The sequence below is a fragment of the Corallibacter vietnamensis genome (assembly GCF_039537875.1).
GTDB classification, from domain to species: Bacteria; Bacteroidota; Bacteroidia; order Flavobacteriales; family Flavobacteriaceae; genus Corallibacter; species Corallibacter vietnamensis.
On sequence record NZ_BAABBI010000002.1, the window covers coordinates 263,414 to 287,728 of the forward strand.

Below are 24,315 nucleotides of genomic sequence, written 5' to 3' on the forward strand. Positions count from 1 at the left end.
ATTTTGATAAATTATTTTTTATTCTCAATCCAAAGTCTAGCATTCACAAAGGCTTCTAACCAAGGAGAAACTTCGTCTTTACGTCCATTTGGGTAATTAGCCCAGTTCCATTGGAATGTTGAACGCTCAATATGCGGCATAGTTACCAAATGACGGCCTGTTTTATCAGTCATCATAGCGGTGTTAAAATCAGAGCCATTTGGATTGTGCGGATAGCCTTCGTAACCATATTTAGCAACAATATGGTACTTATCTTCAGAATAAGGTAAATTAAATTTTCCTTCACCATGCGAAATCCAAACACCTAAAGTACTGCCCGCTAAAGTTGATAGCATCACAGAATTATTCTCTTGTATTTTAACTGAAGTAAAAGAACTTTCGTGTTTATGAGAATTGTTATGAACCATTTTTCCATGAACCTCGTGGTCTGGGTTTATGAGGTCTAATTCCATCCATAATTGGCATCCATTACAAATTCCAACAGAAAGTGTATCTTCTCTTTCAAAGAAGTTTTTAATAACTTCATTTGCTTTTTCGTTATACTTAATAGCTCCTGCCCAACCTTTTGCAGAGCCTAAAACATCAGAATTTGAGAAACCACCAACAGCACCTAAAAACTGAATATCTTCTAAAGTTTCACGGCCCGAAATTAAATCGGTCATGTGTACATCTTTTACATCAAAACCAGCTAAATACATGGCGTTTGCCATTTCGCGTTCAGAGTTACTCCCTTTTTCACGAAGTATAGCTGCTTTAGGTTTAGAATTTTGGTTGTTTAGTTCAGGAAGTTTTCCTGTAAAATGCTTTGGAAATTCAAACTGTAATGGTTGGCTTTTGTAATTATCAAAACGATCTTTTGCTAAACCGTTTGCTGTTTGTTTTTGGTCTAGTAAAAACGATGTTTTGTACCACATATCACGCAAACGCGAAATAGTCATGGTGAAAACATCACTACCATTAATAATGCTTAAAACATCAGCGTCAGTTACTTTTCCTATGTTGAAAAATTCAATATTTGCTTCAGCTAAAACTGTTTCAATAGAAGAGTCGGTAGCTTGAATAACCAATCCTGCATTTTCAGCAAATAATAATTTAAACGAATCATTTTCAGCTAAAGCAGATAAATCTAATTCGGCACCTAAATTATTATCAGCAAAACATAATTCAAGAAGTGTCGTTATTAATCCACCAGAAGCTACATCGTGCCCTGCAACAATTTTTTCATCTACAATTAATTGTTGAATGGTGTTAAAAACAGTTTTTACATAATCGGCACTCTTAACCGTTGGCGCTTCATTTCCAATTTTATTTACAATTTGTGCAAACGAGCTACCACCTAATTTAAAGTTATCTTGTGATAAGTTGATGTAATAAATATCACTAGCATTTTTTTGTAAAACAGGTTCAACTATTTTGGTAATATCCGTACAGTTTGCACCAGCCGAAATAATGACTGTTCCCGGAGAAATGACTTCTTCGTTAGCATATTTTTGCTTCATAGATAGTGAATCTTTACCTGTTGGAACATTCACACCTAAATCTATTGCAAATTCTGATACTGCTTGAACCGCTTCATACAAACGCGCATCTTCACCTTCGTTTTTACAAGGCCACATCCAGTTTGCAGAAAGCGATACATTTTTTAAACCGTCTTTTAAAGGCGCCCAAATAATGTTGGTTAAGGCTTCGGTAATAGAATTTCTACTACCAGCAACCGGATCTATTAATCCGGAAATAGGCGAGTGCCCAATTGATGTAGCAATACCTTCTTTTCCTTTAAAATCTAGAGCCATGACGCCTACGTTGTTTAGTGGTATTTGTAATGGGCCCACACATTGTTGTTTGGCTACTTTACCACCAACGCAGCGGTCTACTTTATTTGTTAACCAATCTTTACAAGCTACAGCTTCAAGTTGTAAAAGTTGATCTAAATAATCGTAAAATTTATCTTTATTGTAAGCTACATCGGTATAATTTCGTGTAACCGTATTATCTGTCATTATTGTTTTTGGCGAGCTACCAAACATGTCTTCCATAGCTAAATCCATAGGTTTGTTGCCTTTGGTTTTAGATTGGAAGGTAAATCTATGATCGCCTGTAACGGTACCAACGGTGTACATTGGCGAACGTTCTCTATCAGCAATTTTTTGTAAGGTTTCCAAATGCTTTTCAGCAATTACAAGTCCCATGCGCTCTTGCGACTCGTTACCAATAATTTCTTTATCAGAAAGTGTTGGGTCTCCAACAGGTAATTTATCTAAATCAATGTGTCCGCCAGTATCTTCAACCAATTCACTTAAACAGTTTAAGTGGCCACCAGCACCATGATCGTGAATAGAAACGATAAAGTTTTCGTCACTTTCTACCATGCCACGAACTGCATTTGCAGCACGTTTTTGCATTTCAGGATTAGAACGTTGTACGGCATTAAGCTCGATACCCGATTCAAACTCACCTGTGTCGGCACTAGAAACTGCTGCGCCGCCCATACCAATACGGTAGTTTTCACCACCAAGAATAACAACTTTGTCGTCTTTTTTAGGAATGTCTTTAAGGGCTTGGTCTGCTTTACCATAACCAATACCACCTGCAAGCATAATCACTTTATCGAAACCAAGTTTGCGTGCTTCTTCTTCATGTTCAAACGTTAATACCGAACCTGTAATAAGTGGTTGTCCGAATTTGTTACCAAAATCTGAAGCACCATTACTGGCTTTTATTAAAATGTCCATTGGAGTTTGGTATAACCAATCACGCTCTTTAACCGCTTGTTCCCAAGGACGATTTTCTTCTAAACGTGAGTAAGATGTCATGTAAACCGCAGTTCCGGCTAAAGGAATAGATCCTTTTCCGCCAGCTAAACGGTCGCGAATTTCACCACCCGAACCTGTTGCAGCACCGTTAAAAGGCTCAACTGTAGTAGGGAAGTTGTGCGTTTCGGCTTTTATTGAGATTACCGAATCAAAATCTTTAGTTTCGTAAAAATCAGGCACATCGGCACGTTTTGGTGCAAATTGTTCCACTTTTGGGCCTTTTATAAAAGCCACGTTATCTTTATAAGCAGAAACAATATCGTTAGGATTTTTGTTTGATGTTTCTCTAATCATTTTAAAGAGTGACATCGGTTTTTCCTCACCATCAATAACAAACGTACCGTTAAATATTTTGTGGCGACAGTGCTCTGAATTGATTTGAGCAAAACCATATACTTCAGAATCGGTAAGTGGTCTTCCTAATTTTTCAGAAAGATTATTTAGGTATTCAACCTCTTCATCATTTAGAGCTAAACCTTCTTGCGTATTGTAAGTAGCAATATCCTCAATATTTTTTATAGCTTCAGGCTCTATATTGATTATGAAACTGTCTTGATGTAAACCCTTGTATTTTTGAGAAATCATAGGGTCGTAATCTTTGAAATCTTCAGAAACTGATTGAAATTCTTCAATACGAATAATCCCTTCAATGCCCATGTTTTGGGTGATTTCAACTGCGTTTGTACTCCAAGGTGTAATCATGGCTGCACGTGGGCCAACAAAAAAAGCATCTAATGATGCTTGTTCTATTTTAGGCTGGTTGCCAAATACCCATACTAATTTTGTAATTGTATCGGTAGATAATTCTTTTGTTGCTTGAACAGCAAAAACTTTACTGTTTTGGTTTCCGAAGAAATGAATCATTTTATATGTTAGTTTGTGTTGTTTAAAAAGGCAAATTTAATGCTTTTCATTAATATTTTAATGATAAAAATCACAGGATATTATTGAGTTATTCACGCGGTTATTAACTATAAAAAAAGCGACTCGTTAGAGTCGCTTTTGCTATTATTTTTTAATAAGCTTTTTACTTATTGAGGCATTGCCTTGTTTTATTTTCATAATGTAAATACCACTTGTTAACTCTTGCGTGTTTATAGTGCTTGAGTTGTAAATAGTTTTTGAGAGAACTTTTTTACCTAATACATTAAAAATATCTATTTGAGTTTCTTGTTGGTTGGCAAGTTTGATATTTAATATATTTTTTACTGGATTAGGGTAAATACCTATGTTAGCGATATTGAAATCTATTGTGCTTAATGTTTGTGTATGGTCTCCTAAATCAGTACAATCGTTTTGAGGAAATGAATCCCATTCAGCAATATTAAAAGTGGTTGTTGGTTCAGAAACCGTTGGTTTTCTAACCAAAGTTATATCTTTTGCATAATCAGCATCACTGTTAAAATCTCCTAGAATATCTATTAGAACGTCATTTTTAAAAAGACCTATGGCATCATTTCCGTTAAATGATGTAATGCTGTTATTTAAGTCGTCATATTCAGAAGTACAAACAGTGGAAGATCCGTTGGCAATGACATATACATCTTCATTATTGATTATAGCATTACTAGGAAAGCTATAAACATTGGTCCAAGACGCGTTACCATTAAAGCTTATTTTTAGTGTGTAAGCAGATAAATCGGTGATATTTGAACCAGTGAAATTTGCTATTTCTAAAGCTTTATTTGTGCCGCTTCCTTCTATGTATTCAGAAAAGAATAAGTCAACACCACCTTCAGAAGAACCATTATCTGTTGTAGTTTCACAAGCTTGATTACTAAAACTTGATTCGTTACCAGCTGCATCTTTTGCTTTTATGGTGAAGCAATATTCCGTATTTGATGATAAGCCAGGAACAGTAAATGATGTAGATGTAGTATTCAGAGAATTAACACCATCAATATAGATGTCATAAGATACTACAGCAATATTGTCAGTAGATGCATTCCAAGATAAATCAATGCTATTGTCTGAAGGATTAGAGGCAACAAGATTTGTTGGAGTAGAAGGAACTTCATTATCAGGTGTTGGGTTCCAGATTAAAGTAACATATTCCGGATGATCTATAAACGGGTTTCTGTTATCCTGATGATTATAGAAAATATCATTGTTTCTATCTATTTCTTTTTGGGATACAGGATCCATATTGTGCCATTCTAGTAAGATGTTTAAAAATGTATTTTCAAAAACAGTATTAGATGTACCGTTAAACATAGCATAGCTTCCCCAATTAGAAATTTGATCTTCATAGCGCGTGGCAAAGTAAAAATAAATTCTTGCTATATCTCCTTTAAACTCATCAATAGGCTCAAAAACAATACCTGTATATCCAGCAGAATATCCGCTGTTTAAATTATTACCAAGTTTAGAACCATTTTGAGTTGGATTTGATATACCGGTTTGTGATACTAATTGCGAGTTATTAACAACGCCAAAAGGGTAATTACTTCTAAAACCATTCACACGACCATCAGTAGGAAGTAATGAGTGGGCATCACTACGCATAGGAATTTGTCGGTTAAATACAGACTGTGGGATCACATGCTCTTTATTATAGCAATCTCCTTCTTCGTCATATTCGCCACATTCTTGAGTAACAGGTGTAAAATTGTAAGGGTCTGCGCCAGAAGGGCTTTCAGAATATGGATCTAAAATAGTATTGCTACCTGTTTCATAATAATTATCTATATCATAATTAGCAATAAAGGCATCCATAGCATCATAGCCTTGATCGTCGTGTAGATATTCTGTATCTAGGCCATCATTTACGTTGTCTATAATTTCTTTAAGTTGTGTTTTTAACGTAAATCCAGTTCCAGTTGCTGAATCATAGTAACCAGTAGGAACTTGAGCAAATGTTGTTGTTACAATTAGTGTTAAAAGTAGTGTGTAAAAATGTTTCATTACAATAAATTATTTTTTCTTTTCCAATAAAGCCATGTAAAATCCGTCAAAACCAGATTCATGAGCTAAAACTTTTTTATCTTTCACAAAGGTAAAGCCTTTTCCAGACTCGGATGTTAAAAATTTGTCAACTTGTTTTTGATTTTCTGAAGGTAAAACAGAACATGTAGCATAAACTAGTTTTCCGCCAGGTTTTACCATTCTAGAATATTGTTGTAAAATGTCTTGTTGTGTTTGTTTTATTTTTTCTAAAAAGGATGCTTCTAACTTCCATTTAGCATCTGGGTTTCTTCTTAAAACACCAGTTCCAGAACAAGGCGCATCAATAAGAACACGATCAGCTTTGTCGTATAGTTTTTTGATAACTTTAGTTGAATCTATATGTCTAGGTTCAATGTTATGAGCGCCATTTCTTTTGGCTCTTCGTTTTAACTCTTTTAGCTTATTAGCATAAATATCCAGGGCAATAATTTGCCCTTTGTTTTCCATTAAAGAAGCTAGGTGAAGTGTTTTTCCACCAGCACCAGCGCAGGTATCTACAACACGCATACCAGGTTTGATATCTAAAAAATCTGCTACTAGCTGTGATGAAGCATCTTGAACTTCAAATAAACCGTTTTTAAAAGCTTCAGTAGAAAAAACATTGGCACGCTCTTTAAGTTTAAGCGCATTAGGGTAATTTTTTAAGAATTCGGTTTCAATACCTAAATCAAAAAGTTCTCCTTGAAGTTTTTCTTTGGTTGTTTTTAAGGTGTTTACACGTAAAATTACATCGGCTTGTTCATTTAGAGCAGAAATTTCTTTAGTCCAAATGTCGTTTCCTAGTTCTTTTTCTCCAAGTTCATCTAGCCAATCAGGTAGCGATTCTTTGATTTTTCTAATTTTAGATAACTCATCAAAACGCCCTTTTATTTTTCTAGAAGGTGTATTGTCAAAATATTTCCAGTCTGGTAATTTTATACCTTTTAATGTTGCCCAAACAGCAAACATACGCCAAAGATTATCTCTATTGAAAGGCTCTTTAACATCAGCTATTTCAGCATAAAGCCTTTTCCAGCGTACAATATCGTAAGTGGTTTCGGCAACAAAAGCACGATCTCTGCTTCCCCAACGTTTGTCTCGTTTTAGGAGTTGTTGTATAACCTTGTCAGCGTATTGACCTTCGTTAAATATTTGTGTTAAGCCATCTATTGTAGCAAAACATAAGTTTCTGTGTAAACGCATTGTAAAAAATTAAGCATGCAAAGGTATGGTAAATGCCACGAATTCACGAATTTTTTGTTTAATATTGATTTGTATTAGTTTAAAAAAATAAAAATATGAGATATTTCTTGTTGGTAATGTTAGTTTTTTTTGTTGCTTCTTGTAAAAAGGAACCTGCTTATAAAGAGCGATCTTTTTCTTCAGTAAAAATTAAAACAGTTTTACAGGATTCTACATTAAGTATTAGAGCAATCGATATTTTAGATGATGGGAATCTTGCGTTTGCTGCTAATAATAATACATTTGGATTATATTATGATGCAGAAGATAAGCTGTTTGTGTCTCAACAACAACATGACTCTTTAGATATTCATTTTCGTTCTGTAGCGAGTACTAGTAATGATTTTTTTATGTTAAGTATAGCCAATCCTGCACTGCTTTTTAAAACAGGAAAGCAAAATGCGATGAGTTTGGTTTATAAAGAAGTTCATGAAATGGTGTTTTATGATGCGCTTGCATTTTGGAATGACAATGAAGGTATTGCAATAGGCGATACTACAGATGATTGTTTGAGTATTATAATAACAAGAGATGGAGGCAATACTTGGAAAAAAATAGCGTGTGATCAATTGCCAAAGTCTGAAAATAATGAAGGTGCTTTTGCCGCAAGTAATACAAGTATTGCTATAGTAGGAGATAAGACATGGGTTGCTACAACAGCTGGTAGAATTTTGTATTCAGAAGATAAAGGTGCTACTTGGCAAGTGTTTAATACACCAATTGTTAAAGAAAAGGATACAGAAGGTATTTACTCCATAGATTTTTATGATGCAAATAATGGCTTTGCTATTGGTGGAGATTATACAAAACCAGAAGCTAACGTGTCTAATAAAATGCGAACTGTAGATGGCGGTAAAACATGGGAATTAGTCGCAAAAGGAGCTGAACCTGGTTATAGAAGTTGTGTGCAATATGTGCCTAATAGTTTTGGAAAAGAACTTGTAGCTGTAGGTTTTAATGGAATTGATTTTTCTAATGATAATGGAACAACATGGAAACACTTAACCGATGAGGGTTTTTATACCATTAGGTTCTTAAATGATAGTATAGCTTTTGCAGCAGGACAAGGAAGAATAAGTAAGCTGCTTTTCTCTGAATAAAAAAAAGAGCCAACAAGTGGCTCTTTTTTTATGGTTTATCATTTTTGTCGTGACGACGTTTTTTAAACTCTTCAAACATTTTACGTTTAAAATTGTCTTCAGCTTGTTTTAGCATTATAACTTTTTTTGCAGGTAAAATACTACGTATATCTTTCATGTAGTTTGAGAATAATTGATGCCTTTTATTGTAGCTGTTTTGCATGTCATCTAGCAATTTACTTGCTTCAGATTCAGACATGGTTGTTACATCAACGGCTTTTCTTTTTTTGTAGCTAGCTTCTCTTAAGGCGTGATTTTCTTCATCAAACTTATTGTAAACAGGCCAAAATTTTTGAGCTTCGGTTTTTGATAAGTTTAAAGCATCTGTAATAAAAGCTATTTTGAGAGTTTTAATTTTTTCATCTCTATCCATTCGGTCTTGTGCATTTACAAACGAACTTGTAAAGACTATAACTAGGAGTATAAATATCTTTTTCATGGATTGTTTTTTTGTTTTTTATTCTAAAATATAATCTTCTATATCTGTATCGTCATATAAGTAATTCTCTAGCGCAGAATCGCTTACTGTTTCTTCCATAATGGCGTTTTCTAATACTGTTGGGTCTGTAATAAGAGTACTTATTTCAGCTGATTCTACATCAGATAATAATAAGTAACTTTCTATGGTTTCATTATCTAATGATGAGAATGTTACAGCTTCTTTATTAGAAAAGTTTAAGGTAAATAATAAGGTGATTACAGCGGCAATGCTAGAGATAGAGAGCCAAGTATTTTTGTTAAACAACGGAATAACTTTAGTTTTTTCTTTTTCTTCTTTTGAAATTGAGACACTAAAGTTTTCTAAATATCCATCAGGCATGTTAAAACCAGATGTGTCAATCTTGCTTTTTAGGTTTAACTCACTTAATAAATTACTTTCTAAACTATCAAAGTAATTATCTGGAGTTTTAAATCCTGATTGTGTGATATTATGTATTCGCTTTTTTGTCATAATATTAAGACTTACTTTTTTAAGAAAGGTTTAAAATATATGTTTCTATTTTTTTTATTGCAATATGATAGGATGCTTTTAAGGCGCCTTCGCTAGTTTCAAGTATTTCAGACATGTCTTTGTATTTCATATCCTGAAAGTATCTCATGTTAAAAACAAGTTGCTGCTTCTCTGGTAAGGTAGCAATGGCTTGCTGTAACTTTAATTGAATGTCGTCTCCTTCAAAATATTCATCAGCTTTTAAGTTTTTTATAGCTAGATTTTGCGCTTCTTCATTTGATATTTGAAGTTGTTTTGCGCGTTTACTAATAAATGTTAGCGACTCATTTGTTGCAATACGATACATCCAAGAGTACAGTTTGCTGTCACCTTTAAAGTTGTTTATGTTTTTATAAATTTTTATAAAGGTGTTTTGCAAAACATCATCTGTATCATTGTGATCTTTTACAATATGACGAATATGCCAATATAAACGTTCTTTGTATTGCGCAACCAACTCATTAAAAGCACTGTTTTTGTGTTCAGCTTGTTTTAGTTTTTTTAATAAGTCTGTTTCTTCAATCACGCTAAATACTATTTTTATAGTAAGACTAAAATTAGTTTAAATGGTTTAATAATGTAACTGTTTATTTTAAAAAAATAATCTATTAAGCTATTGTTCTGGTAGAAAAAAAGGGCAAAACTAAAATGTTTTGCCCTTTTTTTATTTGATTAGAGTATGTAGTGTGTTACTCAAAGCTTTGCATTTCTACTAGCTTTTTATACATACCATCTTTTGCTAATAATTCTAAATGCGTTCCTTGTTCAACAATTTCACCTTTTTGCATTACAACAATAAGATTTGCATTTTGAATTGTTGATAGTCTATGCGCAATAACTATTGAAGTTCTGTTCATCATCATTTTTTCTAGAGCTTCTTGTACTAGTTTTTCACTTTCGGTGTCTAGGGCAGAAGTAGCTTCGTCTAAAATCATGATAGGTGGATTTTTGAGTACAGCTCTCGCAATGCTTAAACGTTGTTTTTGTCCGCCAGAGAAATTGTTTCCGGCATCACCTACATTGGTTTCAATACCATTAGGAAGGTCTTTAACAAACTCCCAAGCGTTAGCGATTTTCAATGCATTTATAACGTCTTCTTCAGAAGCATCAGGTTTTCCTATAAGGATGTTGTTTTTTATAGAGTCATTAAATAGGATAGAGTCTTGAGTTACAAGTCCCATAAGGTTTCGTAAAGATTTTTTGGTAATATTTTTTATGTCTTTACCATCAACTTTTATATGCCCTTCATTTACATCATAAAATCTAGTTACTAGATTGGCAATTGTGCTTTTACCACTTCCAGATTGCCCTACTAGAGCTACCGTTTTTCCTTTAGGAACTTTTACTGAAAAATTCTTTAAAACTAAATCGTCGTCATATTTAAAGGATATGTTTTCAATAGAAATTTCGTTTGTAAAATCTGTTATGTTGGTTGCATTATTTAAATCAGGCATTGTGTCTTCTTCATGTAAAATTTCAAAAACACGATCAGCAGCAGCCATACCGTTTTTAACTTTATATGATGCTTTACTAATAGCTTTTGCAGGTGTAAGAATAGCGTAAGCTAGCCCCATAAAAGCAATAAAGGTGGTGCCTTCAATAACATTGTCAATAAGTACAAGTTTACCACCATACCAAAGCAAAACAGCTATTGTAATGATTCCTAGAACTTCACTAACAGGACCAGCTAAATTGTTTTTTAAACCAATTTTATTTGATAGGCGTAAAATTCTATCTGCTGATTTTGTAAAGTTGTTAGTGAAAATAGGTTCGGCGTTATAGCTTTTTACTATTTTTAATCCTGTTAAAGATTCTTCAACAATAGATATTAATTTTCCTGATTCTTGTTGCGCTTTTAGAGAATTACTTTTTAAGCTTTTACCTATTCTTGATATTAAAAAACCAGCAAGAGGTATAAAACAAAGTACAAAAATTGATAATTGCCAACTTATAGAAAACATGAATATTAATGAGAAAATAATTGTAGCAGGTTCTCTTACAATTAGCTCTAATACAATAAAAAAGGAGTTTTGCATCTCATTTATATCGCCTAGTATTCTAGCCATAACATCGCCCTTTTGTCTTTTTGAATAAAAGCCAAGTGGTAGTTTTATTATTTTTTGATACATATCTTTTCTTAAGGCAGTAAGAATACCGTTTCTTAAGTACATAATATGTTGCATGGCAAAATAACCAAATAGGTTTTTAAGAAGAAATGTTGATATTACTATGGCTATTACTATAACAAGAGCCATTTGTGAGTCACCATTTTCTAAATAACCACTTACTTTGTAGTTTAATAATTGCTCACCGTAGTCTTTTATATCTAATATGCCATTCCACACAGGAGCTTCTGTAACGGTTGCTGTTTTGTCAAACAAAACTTTAAGCATCGGTATTAATGATACAAAAGCCAAAGCGCTGAAAAGTGCATAAAGTAAATTAAAAAACACATTTAAGATAACATGTGTTTTAAACTTCTTAATAAAAGGAAGTAATTGTTTTATTATTTTTTTCATTTAATTAAGCTGCATATCTTTTATGATAGCATCAATTTTTGTTTCTAGTTCTTTCTCTGTATTTGCAAAAGAAGAAACGGTTTTTAAAGCGGTGTTTACACTGATGTAAAACTTAATTTTAGGCTCTGTACCACTTGGTCTTAAAGCTATTTTGCTACCATCTTCTGTGTAATAAATTAGCACATTAGATTTTGGAATGCTGATAGCTGTTTCTTGACCAGATACAATATCTTTAGAAAGTGATAATTGATAATCTTCAATTTTAATAACTTTAGAACCATTAACTTCTTTTAAAGGCTTTTCTCTAGCATCTATCATCATTTGTTTGATTTCTTCTGCACCTTGAATTCCTTTTTTTGTAATTGAAATTAAGCGTTCTTTATATAAGCCATGTTTTACATAAAGCTCTAATAGTGTTTTGTAAAACGAACTTCCGTTATTTTTTGCTTCACTAGCAATTTCACAAGCTAAAAGTGTAGATGTAACTGCGTCTTTATCACGAACAAAATCACCTACCATAAAACCAAAACTTTCTTCGCCACCACCAACAAAATTTTGATTAGGTGCGTCTTTAATCATTTTGGCAATCCACTTAAAACCAGTTAGGCCAACTTTGTATTCAACATTGTAGGCACTAGCCAATTCCTTCATCATTGGTGTAGATACAATAGTCGAGCCAATAAACGCATTGCCGTTTAATTTGTTGTTTTTCTGCCATTGTTTCAGTAAGAAATCTGTCATGACAACCATCGTTTGGTTTCCGTTAAGCAAAACCAATTCATTGTTGTTGTCTCTTACAGCAACACCTAGTCTGTCACTATCAGGGTCTGTTCCAATAACAATATCAGCTTGTACTTTGTCTGCTAAATCTAAAGCCATTTTTAGTGCTTCAGGTTCTTCTGGGTTTGGAGATTTTACAGTTGGGAAGTCTCCGTTTGGTTCACGTTGCTCTTCAACAATATGAACATTTTTATAACCAGCACGTTTTAATGTTTCTGGGATAGTTGTTATAGATGTGCCATGTAATGATGTAAATACAATAGATAGGTTGTCTTTAGCTTCTTGAGATGTAAAACTTCCGTTTTTTACAGACGCATCAATAAAAGCATTGTCTACATCCTTACCTATAAGTGTTATTAGTTTCTCATTGGCTTCAAATTTAATTTCTGAATAATCTAATGCTTCTATTACAGAAATGATAGCACCATCTTGAGGAGGTACTAATTGTCCGCCATCTTGCCAGTAAACTTTGTACCCGTTGTACTCTGGTGGGTTATGAGACGCTGTAAGAACAATACCGCAGTGACAGTTTAAGTGTTTTACGGCAAATGATAGTTCTGGTGTTGTTCTTAAATCTTCAAATAGAAAAACTTCAATGTTATTAGCAGAAAATACATCGGCTACAACTTTTGCTAATGTATTACTGTTATGTCTGCAGTCATAAGCGATAGCAACTTTTATAGATTCTCCAGGGAAGACTTTATGTAGATAATTACTTAACCCTTGTGTGTTTTTTCCTAATGTATATTTGTTAATACGATTTGTGCCAACACCCATAATACCACGCATACCGCCGGTTCCAAATTCTAGGTTTTTATAAAAACTTTCTTTTAGTTCTGTAGGGTTTGATTCTATTAAGTTTTTAATATAATCTTGCGTTTCATTGTCAAAAACTGGAGTTAGCCATGAGTTTGCACGTTCTAACAATTCAGGTTCTATATGTGTCATAATATCAATTGGTAAAATGCAAAAATAAACAATTTAACATGCTATGTGTAAGCTTGTTTTAATGATTGCGTTACAAATTTAATTCGTCTTTAATAAGGTATCGTTTTTTATCTTGTTTAGAGCGAAGAATAATTTCTCCTAAAAAGCCGGCAACAAAAAACTGTGTTCCAATTATCATAGTTGCTAGCGCGATATAAAATTGAGGGCGTTGCGTAATTAATCTGCCATAAGGGTTTAAAAAAAGCTTGTCTATACCAAGATAAAAAGAAAAGCCAAAACCTATAGCAAACATAAGAACGCCTAAAGCACCAAAAAGATGCATAGGACGTTTTCCAAAACGCGAAATAAACCATATGGTAATTAAGTCTAAAAAACCGTGAATAAACCGATCCATGCCAAATTTAGTTTCGCCATATTTTCTTGCTTGATGCTTAACAACCTTTTCACCAATATTAGTAAAGCCAGCTGTTTTTGCTAAAACAGGAATGTAGCGATGCATTTCGCCGTTTACATCAATGTTTTTTGTTACATCTTTATGGTAAGATTTGAGTCCGCAGTTAAAATCATGAAGCTTTACGCCTGATGTTTTTCTAGCAGCCCAATTAAATAATTTTGATGGCAGATTTTTACTAATTACAGAATCATAGCGCTTTTTCTTCCAACCAGAAACCATATCAAACCCTTCATTTATAATCATGTCATAAAGTTCTGGTATTTCTTCTGGATTGTCTTGCAAATCTGCATCCATGGTGATTATAACATCTCCTTGCGCTTTGTCAAAACCAGCATGTAAAGCTTGAGATTTACCAAAGTTTTTTAAAAACTTAATGCCTTTTACGTTGCTATCTTTTTTAGATAATTGCTGTATGATTTTCCAAGAATCATCAGTGCTTCCATCATCAATAAAAATGATTTCATAAGAAAAATGATTGGACTGCATAACATTTGCAATCCAATCATGTAACTCTTTTAAAGATTCTTGTTCGTTAAGTAGTGGTATAACTACTGATATATTCATTGAGATAATTTCAAATTTCTTGTTTCAAAAATATGAAATTTATTCTGCGTTAGGGTCATTTTTTTTAACTATTAAAGCAGCAATTAACCCTAATATGCTATAAAACACTAATCTAGAGATATAAGCTTTTAGTTGAGATGCTAAAGAAAAGTTGTCAGTTTTTTCAGCTTCCATTAAGCTTTGCTGAATAATTTCTTGTGAAGCGCCAAAGTTTTCCATAGTTTCTTTTGTCATAATCAGTATTTGCTCATTTAAATATTTTGCTGCTTCAGGGTCAACAAACGTAAAAATGATAATACCAACAATTGTAGAAATTAAAGTACCAATAGCGATGGTGATAAAATACGAGCTAAAAGCTTGTTTAAATGAAATAAAACCTCCTAGTTGTTTTTTAATTTGTATAGAAGAGTAAATACCAAGTCCAAATGCAATAAGAAATAATATGATGCCAAGCCACCATTTTGTAAACAAATCTAGGTTAACAGCATATGCTAAAACAGTAATCACGGACAAAATTAAACCTAGAATAAGCCCGTTGTTAATTGATATTGATTTTAATGATTTTTCCATTTTTAAGTGATTTTAGTTGATTATATTTGGTTAGTAAACAAATATACCAAAACGTTACAGATTATAAGAGAAATAAAAAAAACAAAAAAGTATTGTGTATTAATAAAAAACGCTTAAATTTGCACCTCAAAATTTGTAAGACAATAAAGCGTTTAGCGATGAAAAAAGATATACATCCAGAAAATTATAGAGTAGTAGCATTTAAAGATATGTCTAATGATGATGTGTTTTTAACAAAGTCTACAGCAAATACAAACGAAACTTTAGAAGTTGATGGTGTTGAGTACCCATTAGTAAAAATGGAAATCTCTAGAACATCTCATCCTTATTACACTGGTAAATCTAAATTAGTAGATACTGCTGGTCGTATTGATAAATTCAAAAACAAATACGCGAAATTTAAAAAATAAGTTTCAGCTAAAATATATTTTAAAGCCTTCATATTTATACTGAAGGCTTTTTTTGTTTTCAACAATTAAGCTATTTTTGAGAATAGATTAATTTTATTAGAGTTTTTAATACCTAACCTTAAGCTTGCTTGCTATGAACTACATACTCTTTGATGGTCCTTTTCGTAATAATTTATTACCATTTACTTACACACGACCAGTTGCTGACATTCGTATAGGAATTTTAACTATTAGAGAAAAGTGGGAACTGCTTTTAGGATACACGACAACCACAATTACAGAAGATTACTTGTCTGACAAGTATCCTATGGTTGAAATGGATGAAAATATTATGATAAATGCATCTTTTCTTCCAAATGTTGAATTAGCAGAAATGATTAAAAGTTTAGAAGAAAATCAAGCAATTTTTAATGATGAAGATGTTATTGCTTTTTTTACAAAAGACACCCAAGAAGCAATAGATTTTGATACATATGAAGCAATAGAATACAACGAAGATGTAGTAAAAATAGAAAACACTTGGGATATTTTTTCAAAAAATGGTATCGCAATTCAAGATGATTTTGATTTATTAACAAAAGATAAAAAGTCACAACCAATACCTGCATCTGTTAACACAATTAATGCAAGTCAAATTTTTATAGAAGAAGGTGCTAAACTTGAATTTGTAACGCTTAATGCTACTAACGGACCAATTTACATAGGTAAAGATGCTGAAGTTATGGAAGGTAGTATTATTCGTGGCCCTTTTGCATTATGTGATTATGCCACAGTAAAAATGGGCGCTAAAATATATGGGCCAACCACTGTGGGGCCGCATAGCAAAGTAGGAGGAGAAATTAATAACTCTGTAATTTTTGGATACTCAAACAAAGGCCATGACGGTTTTTTAGGTAATTCGGTATTAGGAGAATGGTGCAATTTAGGAGCCGATACTAATAATTCTAACCTAAAAAATAATTATGCCGAGGTGCGTTTATGGAATTACGAAACCGAAAACTTTGCCAAAACAGGATTGCAATTTTGCGGATTAATGATGGGAGATCATAGTAAATGTGGTATCAACACGATGTTTAATACAGGGACTGTGGTTGGTGTGAGTGCTAATATTTTTGGTAGCGGTTTTCCTCGTAATTTTGTTCCTAGTTTTTCTTGGGGTGGCAGTAGTGGTTTTACAACGTATTTAACTAAAAAAGCTTTTGAAGTAGCAGAAGTAGTAATGTCACGTAGAGATGTAGAGCTTACAGATGCTGATAAAGCTATTTTAGAACACGTTTTTGAAGAAACTAAAAAATATAGACGCGATTAGTTTTTTGTTTTCTTAACGCGTTTTAGTTCTAATAAATTAGTAGGGTTTATACCTAACCCATTAACGTTTTTTCTGGTAAAACGAACAACTTCATCATAAAATAACGGAACAACAGGAGTTTTGCTCATCACAAGGCTATCCATTTTTTTGTAAAGCAATTCTCTAGTTTTAGTATTGGTTTCGGTAAATGCTTTTTCGTACCAAGTATCAAACTGCTTGTTTTTAAAATGGGTATAATTAGGACCATTTGGCGCAAAGTTTTTACTGTAATATAATGATAGATAATTTTCGGCATCTGGGTAATCGGCCACCCAACTAGCTCTAAACATATCAAGTTTTCCGTTAGCCTTTGCATCTTTAAGCGTTGCAGCAGGAATAACATCAATATTAACCTGTAAGCCAGTTTTTTGAAGCTCTCTTTGTATATATTCGCAAAAACTTAAATAATTACTCGTTGTTGTAATGGTTATTTGTGGATTTTGATTTCCTGTTTCATTTTTAAATTCAGAAACTAGCGACCTCGCTTTTTCAGGCTGATAAGAAAAACCTGCATCAGCATTATACCCAGGAAGCCCTTTTGGTATAAAGCCACCATTAGCAGGAATACCAATACCATTGCGTAGGTAGGTCATCATTTTTTGTCGGTCAAAACCATAATTTATAGCCTGTCGTAATTTGTTGGATTGCATTTCAGGAATGTTAGAGTCCATATAAAATGCTAAATATTCAGTGTTTAAATAAGGACCTCGTATCATGTTTACATCATCGAAATAAGCATCTCGTAACTGTCCGCTAGCTGTTAATATTTCATCTTTATAAGATGCATCTAAACCGGATACATAATCAATATTTCCTTGAGCAAATTGTAAAAATTCACTTTGTTTATCAGGTAAAAAAGTAATGGCTACAGCTTCAAGATAAGGAAGTGAATTGCCAAAATTGTCTTTTTCAAAATACGTATTGTTTTTTCTTAAAACCAGCTTAATATTTTCTTCCCAACGCTTAAATTTAAAAGGTCCAGTGCCAATCGGGTTGCTTCTAAAGTCTGTTCCGTAAAAATCTATAATTTCTTTAGGAACTACCGAGCAATATTTCATTGTTAATAGCCCCAGAAAAGCGGGAAAAGGTTGCTTGAGTGTTATTTGAAAAAGCGTGTCATTTACAGCATGAAAACTATCAACTTTGTTAAGCACCCAACTACCAGGCGAAGCAACTTGTTTGTCTTTTAATCTGTTTAAACTGTACTCAAAATCCTTGGCGGTAACGTTTCTGGTAGAATCTATGCCAAAACGTTCATGTTTATGAAAGTATACGTCACTTCGTAATGTAAATGTATAGGTTTTGGCACTATCAGAAACTGTCCAATGTTTTGCAATACAAGGCTTAACATTTAGGCTGTCATCCATTTGTACTAAACCATTAAAAAGTTGGTTAGTAGCCCAAATATCAGCAATGTCTTTGGAGAAAGCAGGGTCTAAAGATCCTATATTCTTGTGTTCATTATACCTAAATACAAGGTGTTCTTTATTAGTCTCTTTTGTGTTTTTGCATGATAGGATAAGCAACAAAATACAACTAGCTGTAAACATGTTAATTGAGAAACGTATGTTTGTTTTTATGTGTTTTATCATGTTAGAGAATAGTTGTAAATTTGCAACTTGGTAAAAGTACGAGAATGAACGCAAGAAAAAAAGTCGCATTTTACACATTAGGATGTAAGCTTAATTTTTCAGAAACATCAACAATAGCAAGGTCTTTTAAAAATGAAGGTTTTGACCGTGTTGATTTTACTGATGAAGCTGATATTTACGTGATTAACACTTGTTCTGTAACAGAAAATGCAGACAAACGTTTTAAAACTATTGTTAAGCAGGCTCAAAAAGCTAATCCAGATGCTTTTGTTGCAGCCGTAGGTTGCTATGCCCAGTTAAAACCACAAGAATTAGCAGATGTTAATGGTGTTGATTTAGTTCTTGGTGCTACAGAAAAATTTAAGATTACTGATTATTTAAATGACTTATCTAAAAATGATTTTGGAGAAGTTCATTCATGTGATATTGATGATGCTGATTTTTATGTTGGCAGCTATTCTATTGGCGATAGAACACGTGCTTTTTTAAAGGTTCAAGATGGTTGTGATTATAAATGTACGTACTGTACAATACCATTAGCAAGAGGAATTTCACGTAGTGATACCATGAAAAATGTTTTGAAAAACGCTAAAGAGATTTCAGAAAAGAACATAAAAGAGATTGTGTTAACTGGTGTAAACATTGGTGATTATGGTAAAGGTGAATTTGGAAACAAAAAGCATGAGCATACATTTCTAGACTTGGTGAGAGAGTTAGATAAGGTAGAAGGTATAGAACGTTTAAGAATATCATCAATAGAGCCTAATTTACTTAAAAATGAAACTATTGATTTAGTTTCTAAATCTAGAGCATTTGTGCCACATTTTCATATTCCACTACAAAGTGGCAGTAATGATATTCTAAAAAAAATGAAACGACGATACATGCGTGAGTTGTATGTAGATCGTGTTGCAAAAACCAAAGAAGTAATGCCTCATGCTTGTATAGGTGTTGATGTTATTGTTGGTTTTCCAGGAGAAACAGAAGAACGCTTTCTAGAAACATATAACTTTTTGAATGAGTTAGATATTTCATATATGCATGTTTTTACGTATTCGGAGCGTGATAATACTGAAGCGGCAGCTATGGATGGCATTGTGCCTAAAAAAGTGCGTTCTAAACGTAGTAAAATGTTACGAGGCCTGTCTGCAAAAAAGCGCAGAGCTTTTTATGAAAGTCAAGTAAATACTTCTAGAACAGTTTTATTTGAAAGTGAAAATAAAGAAGGCTATATCCATGGATTTACTGAAAACTATGTAAAAGTTAAAACTCCTTGGAATCCAGAATTAGTAAATACTTTGCATGAAGTTCAGCTTACAGAGATAGACGATGATGGATTAATGCGTATAGCGTTTATAAAGGAGTTAGCCTCATAAAAAAAAATCCGAAGTTATTGCTTCGGATTTTTTTTATTATAGTTTTAATGTTTACAATTTTAAATTCTAACACCAACAGGTAGCATGCTTTTGTACTGCCTATTTTTTCTAATAAATTTGGCGATTTCTGGACTTGTAGGAACCACACTTAAATTGCGCTCTTCAATATTTTCAAAAACAAGTTTTATAAAATCATTTTGAAAAGTGTCGTTAAAAATCTCTTCTGGTATAATGAGCTTGGTTAAAAATATTTTTCTCTCTTGAAGTGAATATTCAATTTTTGCCATATGCTCATCTACCTTTAATTCAAATTGACGTAAAAAATCATTGTCAACAAGTTCTGATGCATCTATCATAATAAATTGTTTTTTTATTCAATGGAATTTATAGGGAGTGGAACTATATTTTATATAGCTTTGTAACGCAAATTTACGAAAAATTATTGTTAATATAAAGAGATATAGTGGTTTGAGCCTTATGAGTCAAGATATAATACACGTTTACTTTATGCCAGGAATGGCAGCTAGTTCATTAATTTTTGAACACATCAAATTACCTGAAGATTCGTTTCAAATGCATTATTTAGAATGGTTGGTTCCAGAAAAAAACGAAACATTACAAGACTATGCAAAGCGCACAGCAGCATCAATAACACATGAAAACGTTGTGCTTGCTGGTGTGTCTTTTGGCGGTGTTTTGGTTCAGGAAATGAGCAAATTTGTTTCAACAAGAAAGGTGCTTGTAATATCTAGTGTAAAATCTAGAGGAGAGCTTCCTAACCGAATGAAGCTAGCAAAGTTTACTAATGCATACAAGTTAATTCCAACAAAAAAACTATCAAATATAGATGTGTTAGCAAAATATGCTTTTGGAAAAGTAGCAAATGATAGGATAGAGCTTTACAGAAAGTATCTTTTAGTTAATGATCCGTATTATTTAGAATGGGCTATAAAACAATTAATGTTTTGGAAACCACAAGATATACAGGCTAATATTGTACATATTCATGGAGATAAAGATAAAGTGTTTCCTACATATCATTTAAAGAATTTTATACCAGTAAAAGGAGGATCTCATATCATGATTATTAATAAGTATAAGTGGTTTAACGAAAATTTAGCAAAGATTATTTTAGATGAAAAACTGGCTTAAAATTTGCTGCTTTTTTCATAACTTTAAAGAAAACTTGATATAATGAAAACGATAAAAAATATATTAGCCTTAATAGGCTTATTTTGTGTAGCTAGCTTGTTTGTGTTTGCTATGCAAGATGCTCCAACAGATGAGAATTTTGAGAAAAAAGTAATTAATGATTATAATGTTTATGCACTTCAGGTTCCAGAATATTTAGATTTTGCAGGAGAACCAATGCCGCTAAACAATCCTGATATTCATGAACGTATGGATAGAGAATTATTAGTAAATACTTACTGGCAGTCTAATGGATTATTAATGTTTAAAAGAGCTGCAAAATACTTTCCTGTTATTGAACCAATTTTAGCTAAACATGGTGTGCCAGATGATTTTAAATATTTGGCAGTTATAGAAAGTGGTTTAACCAATGCTGTTTCTCCAGCAGGAGCAAGAGGTGTTTGGCAAATTATGAAAACCACTGGCCGAGAATACGGACTAGAAGTAAATGATAATGTAGATGAGCGCTATAATTTAGAATTAGCAACAGAAGTGGCTTGTGAATATTTGAAAAAATCTAAAGAAAAACTAGGTTCATGGACACTAGCAGCTGCAGCTTATAATGCAGGGATGGCAGGTGTTTCAAGACGATTAGAAGAGCAAAATGTAAGCGATTATTATGATTTGCTTTTAGGGGAAGAAACAGGACGCTATATGTTTAGAATTGTAGCACTAAAAGAAATTTTATCTCATCCTGACAAGTATGGGTTTAACTTTAGAGATAAAGATTTATATAAAGAAGTTCCAACCTACAAAGTTGAAGTAGATACAGCAGTAACAGATTTTACAAAATTTGCTGAACGTTACGGTATAAATTATAAAATATTAAAAATACATAACCCTTGGTTGCGAGAGCCTCACTTAAATAATAAGTCAAGAAAACAATATTTTATAAGTCTTCCAGAAAAAGGACATTACACAAAACAACCTTAATGCTTACATTTATTAAGGAGCACATCTTGACTATTCTTATAGTATTAAACTATATAATTGCTATTTCAGCAGCATTCACAATACTATTAAAGAACATAAACCCAACCAAAACGTTGTCTTATATCATCGTTTTGGTTTTTTTTCCGTTTTTAGGAATCCTTGTATATTATCTTTTTGGGCAAGAATACCGAAAGAATAAAATATTCAATAGAAAGCATATTCTAAATAGAAGTTTAATTAAAAAAATAAACAAAGATTTAGAGCTTAATGAACAAGAATTAAAAGAAGTTGATCAAACATTAGAAGAAAAAATTAAACTTGTAAAATTGCTTCACAAAAGTGAAAATGCGCCATTAACACTACATAACGATGTAGAGATATTGATAAATGGTAATAAGAAATTTGAAGTGCTTTTAGAAGATTTAAAACAAGCTAAAAATCACATACATTTAGAGTATTATATCTTAAAAGACGATAAAATAGGAGGTCAGATTATAGATATACTTTGCGAAAAAGCTAAACAAGGTGTTGCTGTAAGATTAAGTGTAGATGATGTGGGGAGCAAAATATCTTCAGCGTCAAAAAAGAGATTAAAAAATAGCGGTGTTTCGTTTTATCCATTTATGCCTGTGTTATTTCCAAAGTTTACAGGAAAAATGAATTACAGAAATCATAGAAAAATAGCAATTATTGATGGATTAATAGGCTATTTAGGCGGTATCAACATTTCTGACAATTATGTAAATTACGAAAACGATGCGTTGTTTTGGCGTGATACTCACATACGTATACAAGGCGAAGCTGTTAAATTACTTCAAATACATTTTTTAACAACCTGGGATTTTGTTTCTGGAAGTGATATTCAAGTTTCAAAACAATTCTTTCCAGAATCTAAAACCAAAAAAGAGACAAAAGTACAGATAGCAGCCAGTGGGCCTGATACAGATTGGGCAAATATTATGGAAGCTATACTTACAGCCATTAATACAGCTGATAATTATATTTATATAACAACACCTTATTTTATACCAAACCAACAAATTATTACAGCGCTTCAAATTGCATCAAGAAGCGGTGTAGATGTTAGAATCATCATTCCAAAAAAATCAGATTCTTGGATAGCTAATCATGCAACAAACTCTTATTTACAATCGCTTATGGAAGCAGGTGTTAAAGTATATAGGTATACCAAAGGGTTTGTTCATGCAAAAACTCAAGTAGTTGACGATATTTTCACATCAATAGGAACAGCAAACCTTGATTACAGAAGTTTTAATATAAACTTTGAAATAAATGCTTTAATCTACAATGAAGCTGTTAGTAAACAACTTAAAAAACAATTTCTAGAAGATATAAAAGATAGTCAAGAGATTGAATTAAAACGTTGGGAACAACGCCCAAAACTTATGAAACTAAAAGAATCTTACTCGCGTTTGTGGGCGCCTTTGTTGTAAATTATCCTCTACGTTTTTGAGCACGAATAGAACCACCAGCACCAAAATGTTGGTTTGGCGCTTGTGCACGTTTCATATTGTCTTTCATCATTTTTATTTGGTCAGTAAGTATACCGCGCTTATCTAGTTTTTGAGCTTCATTTAGTAATAATTTAGCTTCGTTTTTTCTGCGCTTAGTAAAAGCAATACCAGCTAAATTTAATTTAGCCATAGCCAAATCATGATCCATAGATAAACCAAGTGAAATAGCTTTTTTAAAGCGTTTTTCAGCCTCATTCATATTCGTTTGAGACACCATAATACCATGTAAATAATGGAAATACCCTTCTTGTTTTGTTGTTAAAGCAGCAGATGGTTTTTTAATTTTATCCAACCATTTTTTAGCGCCATCAAAATCTTGCTTACGTAAACGTAAAAAAGCCAACAGGATAAATTCATTTTTAAAATATAGAAAAACAAATATTAAGGCTAATAAAATATACATAATACCATTGCCTATATTTCCTTCAATAAACTGATAAATAGCGTATCCAAATATTAAAAAAGCGATGATTAATTTTATAATTTTATTATACATAAGTTTTAAATTTTATAATTGTTGTAGTTTTTTTGAATGAAATTTTAAAAGCTACCGTATTTTAGAAGCTTTAATTTCACTGGTTTTTTGATATTAATTTTTGTGATACAAAGAAACTAAATTTTTATTGAAAAAATATTTTTAAATAAAGGTTTGTCAAATAAAAAAGGCTTTGTATATTTGCGCTCGGTTTTGAGGAAAAAATAAAACCCTAGTTTTTAAAAAGAATAAGAAGATTTTAAAGATATAAGTAATGAGTAAAAGAACATTTCAGCCATCAAAAAGAAAGAGAAAAAATAAGCATGGCTTCAGAGAAAGAATGGCTACAGTTAATGGTAGAAAAGTACTTGCTCGTAGAAGAGCTAAAGGTAGAAAGAAATTGTCTGTATCTTCTGAAACTAGACATAAGAAATAATGATTAACAATTGTTAATATTAAAAAGGTGTTGCTTGGAGTAACGCCTTTTTTTGTATCCTATAGTTAACTATT

21 protein-coding genes are annotated in these 24,315 nt (G+C 32.4%); 8 read left to right on the forward strand and 13 right to left on the reverse strand.

Annotated elements, in window-relative coordinates; translation table 11 throughout:
- Positions 1–11 precede the first annotated feature (11 nt).
- The 3 genes from purL to ABD690_RS09615 form a co-directional block, all read right to left on the reverse strand.
- Entirely contained in the window at positions 12–3,677 is a 3,666-nt protein-coding gene (purL, locus tag ABD690_RS09605; protein WP_425554971.1) for a phosphoribosylformylglycinamidine synthase, read from the reverse strand.
- A gap of 144 nt (positions 3,678–3,821) precedes the next feature.
- Entirely contained in the window at positions 3,822–5,717 is a 1,896-nt protein-coding gene (locus ABD690_RS09610; protein WP_344729857.1) for an endonuclease, read from the reverse strand.
- A gap of 9 nt (positions 5,718–5,726) precedes the next feature.
- On the reverse strand, positions 5,727–6,941 hold the full coding sequence (locus tag ABD690_RS09615; protein WP_344729859.1) for an RsmB/NOP family class I SAM-dependent RNA methyltransferase: 1,215 nt from the start codon (positions 6,939–6,941) through the stop codon (positions 5,727–5,729).
- A 95-nt stretch (positions 6,942–7,036) separates the two neighbouring features.
- Between ABD690_RS09615 and ABD690_RS09620 the strand changes: the two genes are divergently transcribed.
- The gene (locus tag ABD690_RS09620; protein ID WP_344729861.1) at positions 7,037–8,080 is read left to right on the forward strand and encodes a WD40/YVTN/BNR-like repeat-containing protein; all 1,044 of its coding nucleotides are present in this window, start codon (positions 7,037–7,039) and stop codon (positions 8,078–8,080) included.
- Between the two features lie 28 nt (positions 8,081–8,108).
- Here ABD690_RS09620 and ABD690_RS09625 read toward each other — a convergent pair whose 3' ends face one another.
- The 7 genes from ABD690_RS09625 to ABD690_RS09655 form a co-directional block, all read right to left on the reverse strand.
- Positions 8,109–8,558, reverse strand: coding sequence for a hypothetical protein (locus ABD690_RS09625; protein WP_344729863.1), 450 nt, complete (start codon positions 8,556–8,558; stop codon positions 8,109–8,111).
- Between the two features lie 18 nt (positions 8,559–8,576).
- A complete protein-coding gene (locus ABD690_RS09630) occupies positions 8,577–9,071 on the reverse strand; it encodes a hypothetical protein (RefSeq protein ID WP_344729866.1) in 495 nt (164 codons plus the stop codon).
- Positions 9,072–9,090: 19 nt separating this feature from the next.
- On the reverse strand, positions 9,091–9,633 hold the full coding sequence (locus ABD690_RS09635) for an RNA polymerase sigma factor (protein WP_486303588.1): 543 nt from the start codon (positions 9,631–9,633) through the stop codon (positions 9,091–9,093).
- 166 nt (positions 9,634–9,799) lie between these two features.
- Complete coding sequence (locus ABD690_RS09640) at positions 9,800–11,629, reverse strand: ABC transporter ATP-binding protein (RefSeq protein ID WP_344729871.1); 1,830 nt, start codon at positions 11,627–11,629, stop codon at positions 9,800–9,802.
- Complete coding sequence (locus ABD690_RS09645) at positions 11,630–13,357, reverse strand: phospho-sugar mutase (protein ID WP_344729873.1); 1,728 nt, start codon at positions 13,355–13,357, stop codon at positions 11,630–11,632.
- A gap of 70 nt (positions 13,358–13,427) precedes the next feature.
- Positions 13,428–14,375 (reverse strand): glycosyltransferase family 2 protein, encoded by a 948-nt coding sequence (locus ABD690_RS09650; protein ID WP_344729875.1) that lies wholly within the window; start codon positions 14,373–14,375, stop codon positions 13,428–13,430.
- 39 nt (positions 14,376–14,414) lie between these two features.
- Positions 14,415–14,945, reverse strand: a complete 531-nt coding sequence (locus ABD690_RS09655) for a DUF4199 domain-containing protein (protein WP_344729877.1) — start codon at positions 14,943–14,945, stop codon at positions 14,415–14,417.
- A gap of 158 nt (positions 14,946–15,103) precedes the next feature.
- Between ABD690_RS09655 and ABD690_RS09660 the strand changes: the two genes are divergently transcribed.
- Together ABD690_RS09660 and ABD690_RS09665 are read left to right on the forward strand one after the other, a co-directional pair.
- Positions 15,104–15,355, forward strand: a complete 252-nt coding sequence (locus ABD690_RS09660) for a type B 50S ribosomal protein L31 (protein ID WP_344729879.1) — start codon at positions 15,104–15,106, stop codon at positions 15,353–15,355.
- A gap of 133 nt (positions 15,356–15,488) precedes the next feature.
- Positions 15,489–16,664 (forward strand): GlmU family protein, encoded by a 1,176-nt coding sequence (locus tag ABD690_RS09665; RefSeq protein ID WP_344729881.1) that lies wholly within the window; start codon positions 15,489–15,491, stop codon positions 16,662–16,664.
- Here the strand turns inward: ABD690_RS09665 and ABD690_RS09670 are convergent.
- Positions 16,661–18,295, reverse strand: a complete 1,635-nt coding sequence (locus ABD690_RS09670) for an ABC transporter substrate-binding protein (protein WP_344729883.1) — start codon at positions 18,293–18,295, stop codon at positions 16,661–16,663. The two genes, ABD690_RS09665 and ABD690_RS09670, sit on opposite strands and share 4 nt — an antisense overlap.
- A 44-nt stretch (positions 18,296–18,339) precedes the next feature.
- Here ABD690_RS09670 and mtaB point away from each other — a divergent pair, with 44 nt between their 5' ends.
- The gene (mtaB, locus tag ABD690_RS09675) at positions 18,340–19,671 is read left to right on the forward strand and encodes a tRNA (N(6)-L-threonylcarbamoyladenosine(37)-C(2))-methylthiotransferase MtaB (protein ID WP_344729885.1); all 1,332 of its coding nucleotides are present in this window, start codon (positions 18,340–18,342) and stop codon (positions 19,669–19,671) included.
- Positions 19,672–19,730: 59 nt separating this feature from the next.
- Here the strand turns inward: mtaB and ABD690_RS09680 are convergent, their stop codons facing one another.
- Positions 19,731–20,027 (reverse strand): N-acetyltransferase, encoded by a 297-nt coding sequence (locus ABD690_RS09680; protein WP_344729887.1) that lies wholly within the window; start codon positions 20,025–20,027, stop codon positions 19,731–19,733.
- 121 nt (positions 20,028–20,148) lie between these two features.
- Here ABD690_RS09680 and ABD690_RS09685 point away from each other — a divergent pair, with 121 nt between their 5' ends.
- From ABD690_RS09685 to cls, 3 genes are read left to right on the forward strand one after another with little or no spacing between them, the layout of a single operon-like run.
- The gene (locus ABD690_RS09685) at positions 20,149–20,823 is read left to right on the forward strand and encodes an alpha/beta hydrolase (RefSeq protein WP_344729889.1); all 675 of its coding nucleotides are present in this window, start codon (positions 20,149–20,151) and stop codon (positions 20,821–20,823) included.
- A 42-nt stretch (positions 20,824–20,865) separates the two neighbouring features.
- Positions 20,866–21,795, forward strand: coding sequence for a lytic transglycosylase domain-containing protein (locus tag ABD690_RS09690; RefSeq protein ID WP_344729891.1), 930 nt, complete (start codon positions 20,866–20,868; stop codon positions 21,793–21,795).
- Entirely contained in the window at positions 21,795–23,249 is a 1,455-nt protein-coding gene (cls, locus tag ABD690_RS09695; RefSeq protein WP_344729893.1) for a cardiolipin synthase, read from the forward strand. Before ABD690_RS09690 ends, cls begins: the two co-directional genes overlap by 1 nt.
- 1 nt (position 23,250) lies before the next feature.
- On the opposite strand, the gene ABD690_RS09700 is transcribed toward cls, so the two are convergent.
- Entirely contained in the window at positions 23,251–23,826 is a 576-nt protein-coding gene (locus tag ABD690_RS09700; protein WP_344729895.1) for a tetratricopeptide repeat protein, read from the reverse strand.
- A gap of 253 nt (positions 23,827–24,079) precedes the next feature.
- On the opposite strand from ABD690_RS09700, the gene rpmH reads away from it, so the two are divergent.
- Complete coding sequence (gene rpmH / locus ABD690_RS09705; protein ID WP_344729897.1) at positions 24,080–24,241, forward strand: 50S ribosomal protein L34; 162 nt, start codon at positions 24,080–24,082, stop codon at positions 24,239–24,241.
- Positions 24,242–24,315: the final 74 nt, after the last annotated feature.

Bases quoted from the DNA above. Each gene is read 5' to 3' on its own strand.
- cls (WP_344729893.1), top strand. From the start codon at position 21,795: ATGCTTACATTTATTAAGGAGCACATCTTGACTATTCTTATAGTATTA.
- ABD690_RS09640 (WP_344729871.1), bottom strand. From the start codon at position 11,629: ATGAAAAAAATAATAAAACAATTACTTCCTTTTATTAAGAAGTTTAAA.
- rpmH (WP_344729897.1), top strand. From the start codon at position 24,080: ATGAGTAAAAGAACATTTCAGCCATCAAAAAGAAAGAGAAAAAATAAG.
- ABD690_RS09615 (WP_344729859.1), bottom strand. From the start codon at position 6,941: ATGCGTTTACACAGAAACTTATGTTTTGCTACAATAGATGGCTTAACA.
- ABD690_RS09690 (WP_344729891.1), top strand. From the start codon at position 20,866: ATGAAAACGATAAAAAATATATTAGCCTTAATAGGCTTATTTTGTGTA.
- ABD690_RS09645 (WP_344729873.1), bottom strand. From the start codon at position 13,357: ATGACACATATAGAACCTGAATTGTTAGAACGTGCAAACTCATGGCTA.
- ABD690_RS09685 (WP_344729889.1), top strand. From the start codon at position 20,149: ATGAGTCAAGATATAATACACGTTTACTTTATGCCAGGAATGGCAGCT.
- ABD690_RS09670 (WP_344729883.1), bottom strand. From the start codon at position 18,295: ATGATAAAACACATAAAAACAAACATACGTTTCTCAATTAACATGTTT.
- ABD690_RS09610 (WP_344729857.1), bottom strand. From the start codon at position 5,717: ATGAAACATTTTTACACACTACTTTTAACACTAATTGTAACAACAACA.
- ABD690_RS09625 (WP_344729863.1), bottom strand. From the start codon at position 8,558: ATGAAAAAGATATTTATACTCCTAGTTATAGTCTTTACAAGTTCGTTT.
- ABD690_RS09680 (WP_344729887.1), bottom strand. From the start codon at position 20,027: ATGATAGATGCATCAGAACTTGTTGACAATGATTTTTTACGTCAATTT.
- ABD690_RS09665 (WP_344729881.1), top strand. From the start codon at position 15,489: ATGAACTACATACTCTTTGATGGTCCTTTTCGTAATAATTTATTACCA.
- ABD690_RS09620 (WP_344729861.1), top strand. From the start codon at position 7,037: ATGAGATATTTCTTGTTGGTAATGTTAGTTTTTTTTGTTGCTTCTTGT.
- ABD690_RS09660 (WP_344729879.1), top strand. From the start codon at position 15,104: ATGAAAAAAGATATACATCCAGAAAATTATAGAGTAGTAGCATTTAAA.
- ABD690_RS09655 (WP_344729877.1), bottom strand. From the start codon at position 14,945: ATGGAAAAATCATTAAAATCAATATCAATTAACAACGGGCTTATTCTA.
- ABD690_RS09630 (WP_344729866.1), bottom strand. From the start codon at position 9,071: ATGACAAAAAAGCGAATACATAATATCACACAATCAGGATTTAAAACT.
- ABD690_RS09650 (WP_344729875.1), bottom strand. From the start codon at position 14,375: ATGAATATATCAGTAGTTATACCACTACTTAACGAACAAGAATCTTTA.
- ABD690_RS09700 (WP_344729895.1), bottom strand. From the start codon at position 23,826: ATGTATAATAAAATTATAAAATTAATCATCGCTTTTTTAATATTTGGA.
- purL (WP_425554971.1), bottom strand. From the start codon at position 3,677: ATGATTCATTTCTTCGGAAACCAAAACAGTAAAGTTTTTGCTGTTCAA.
- mtaB (WP_344729885.1), top strand. From the start codon at position 18,340: ATGAACGCAAGAAAAAAAGTCGCATTTTACACATTAGGATGTAAGCTT.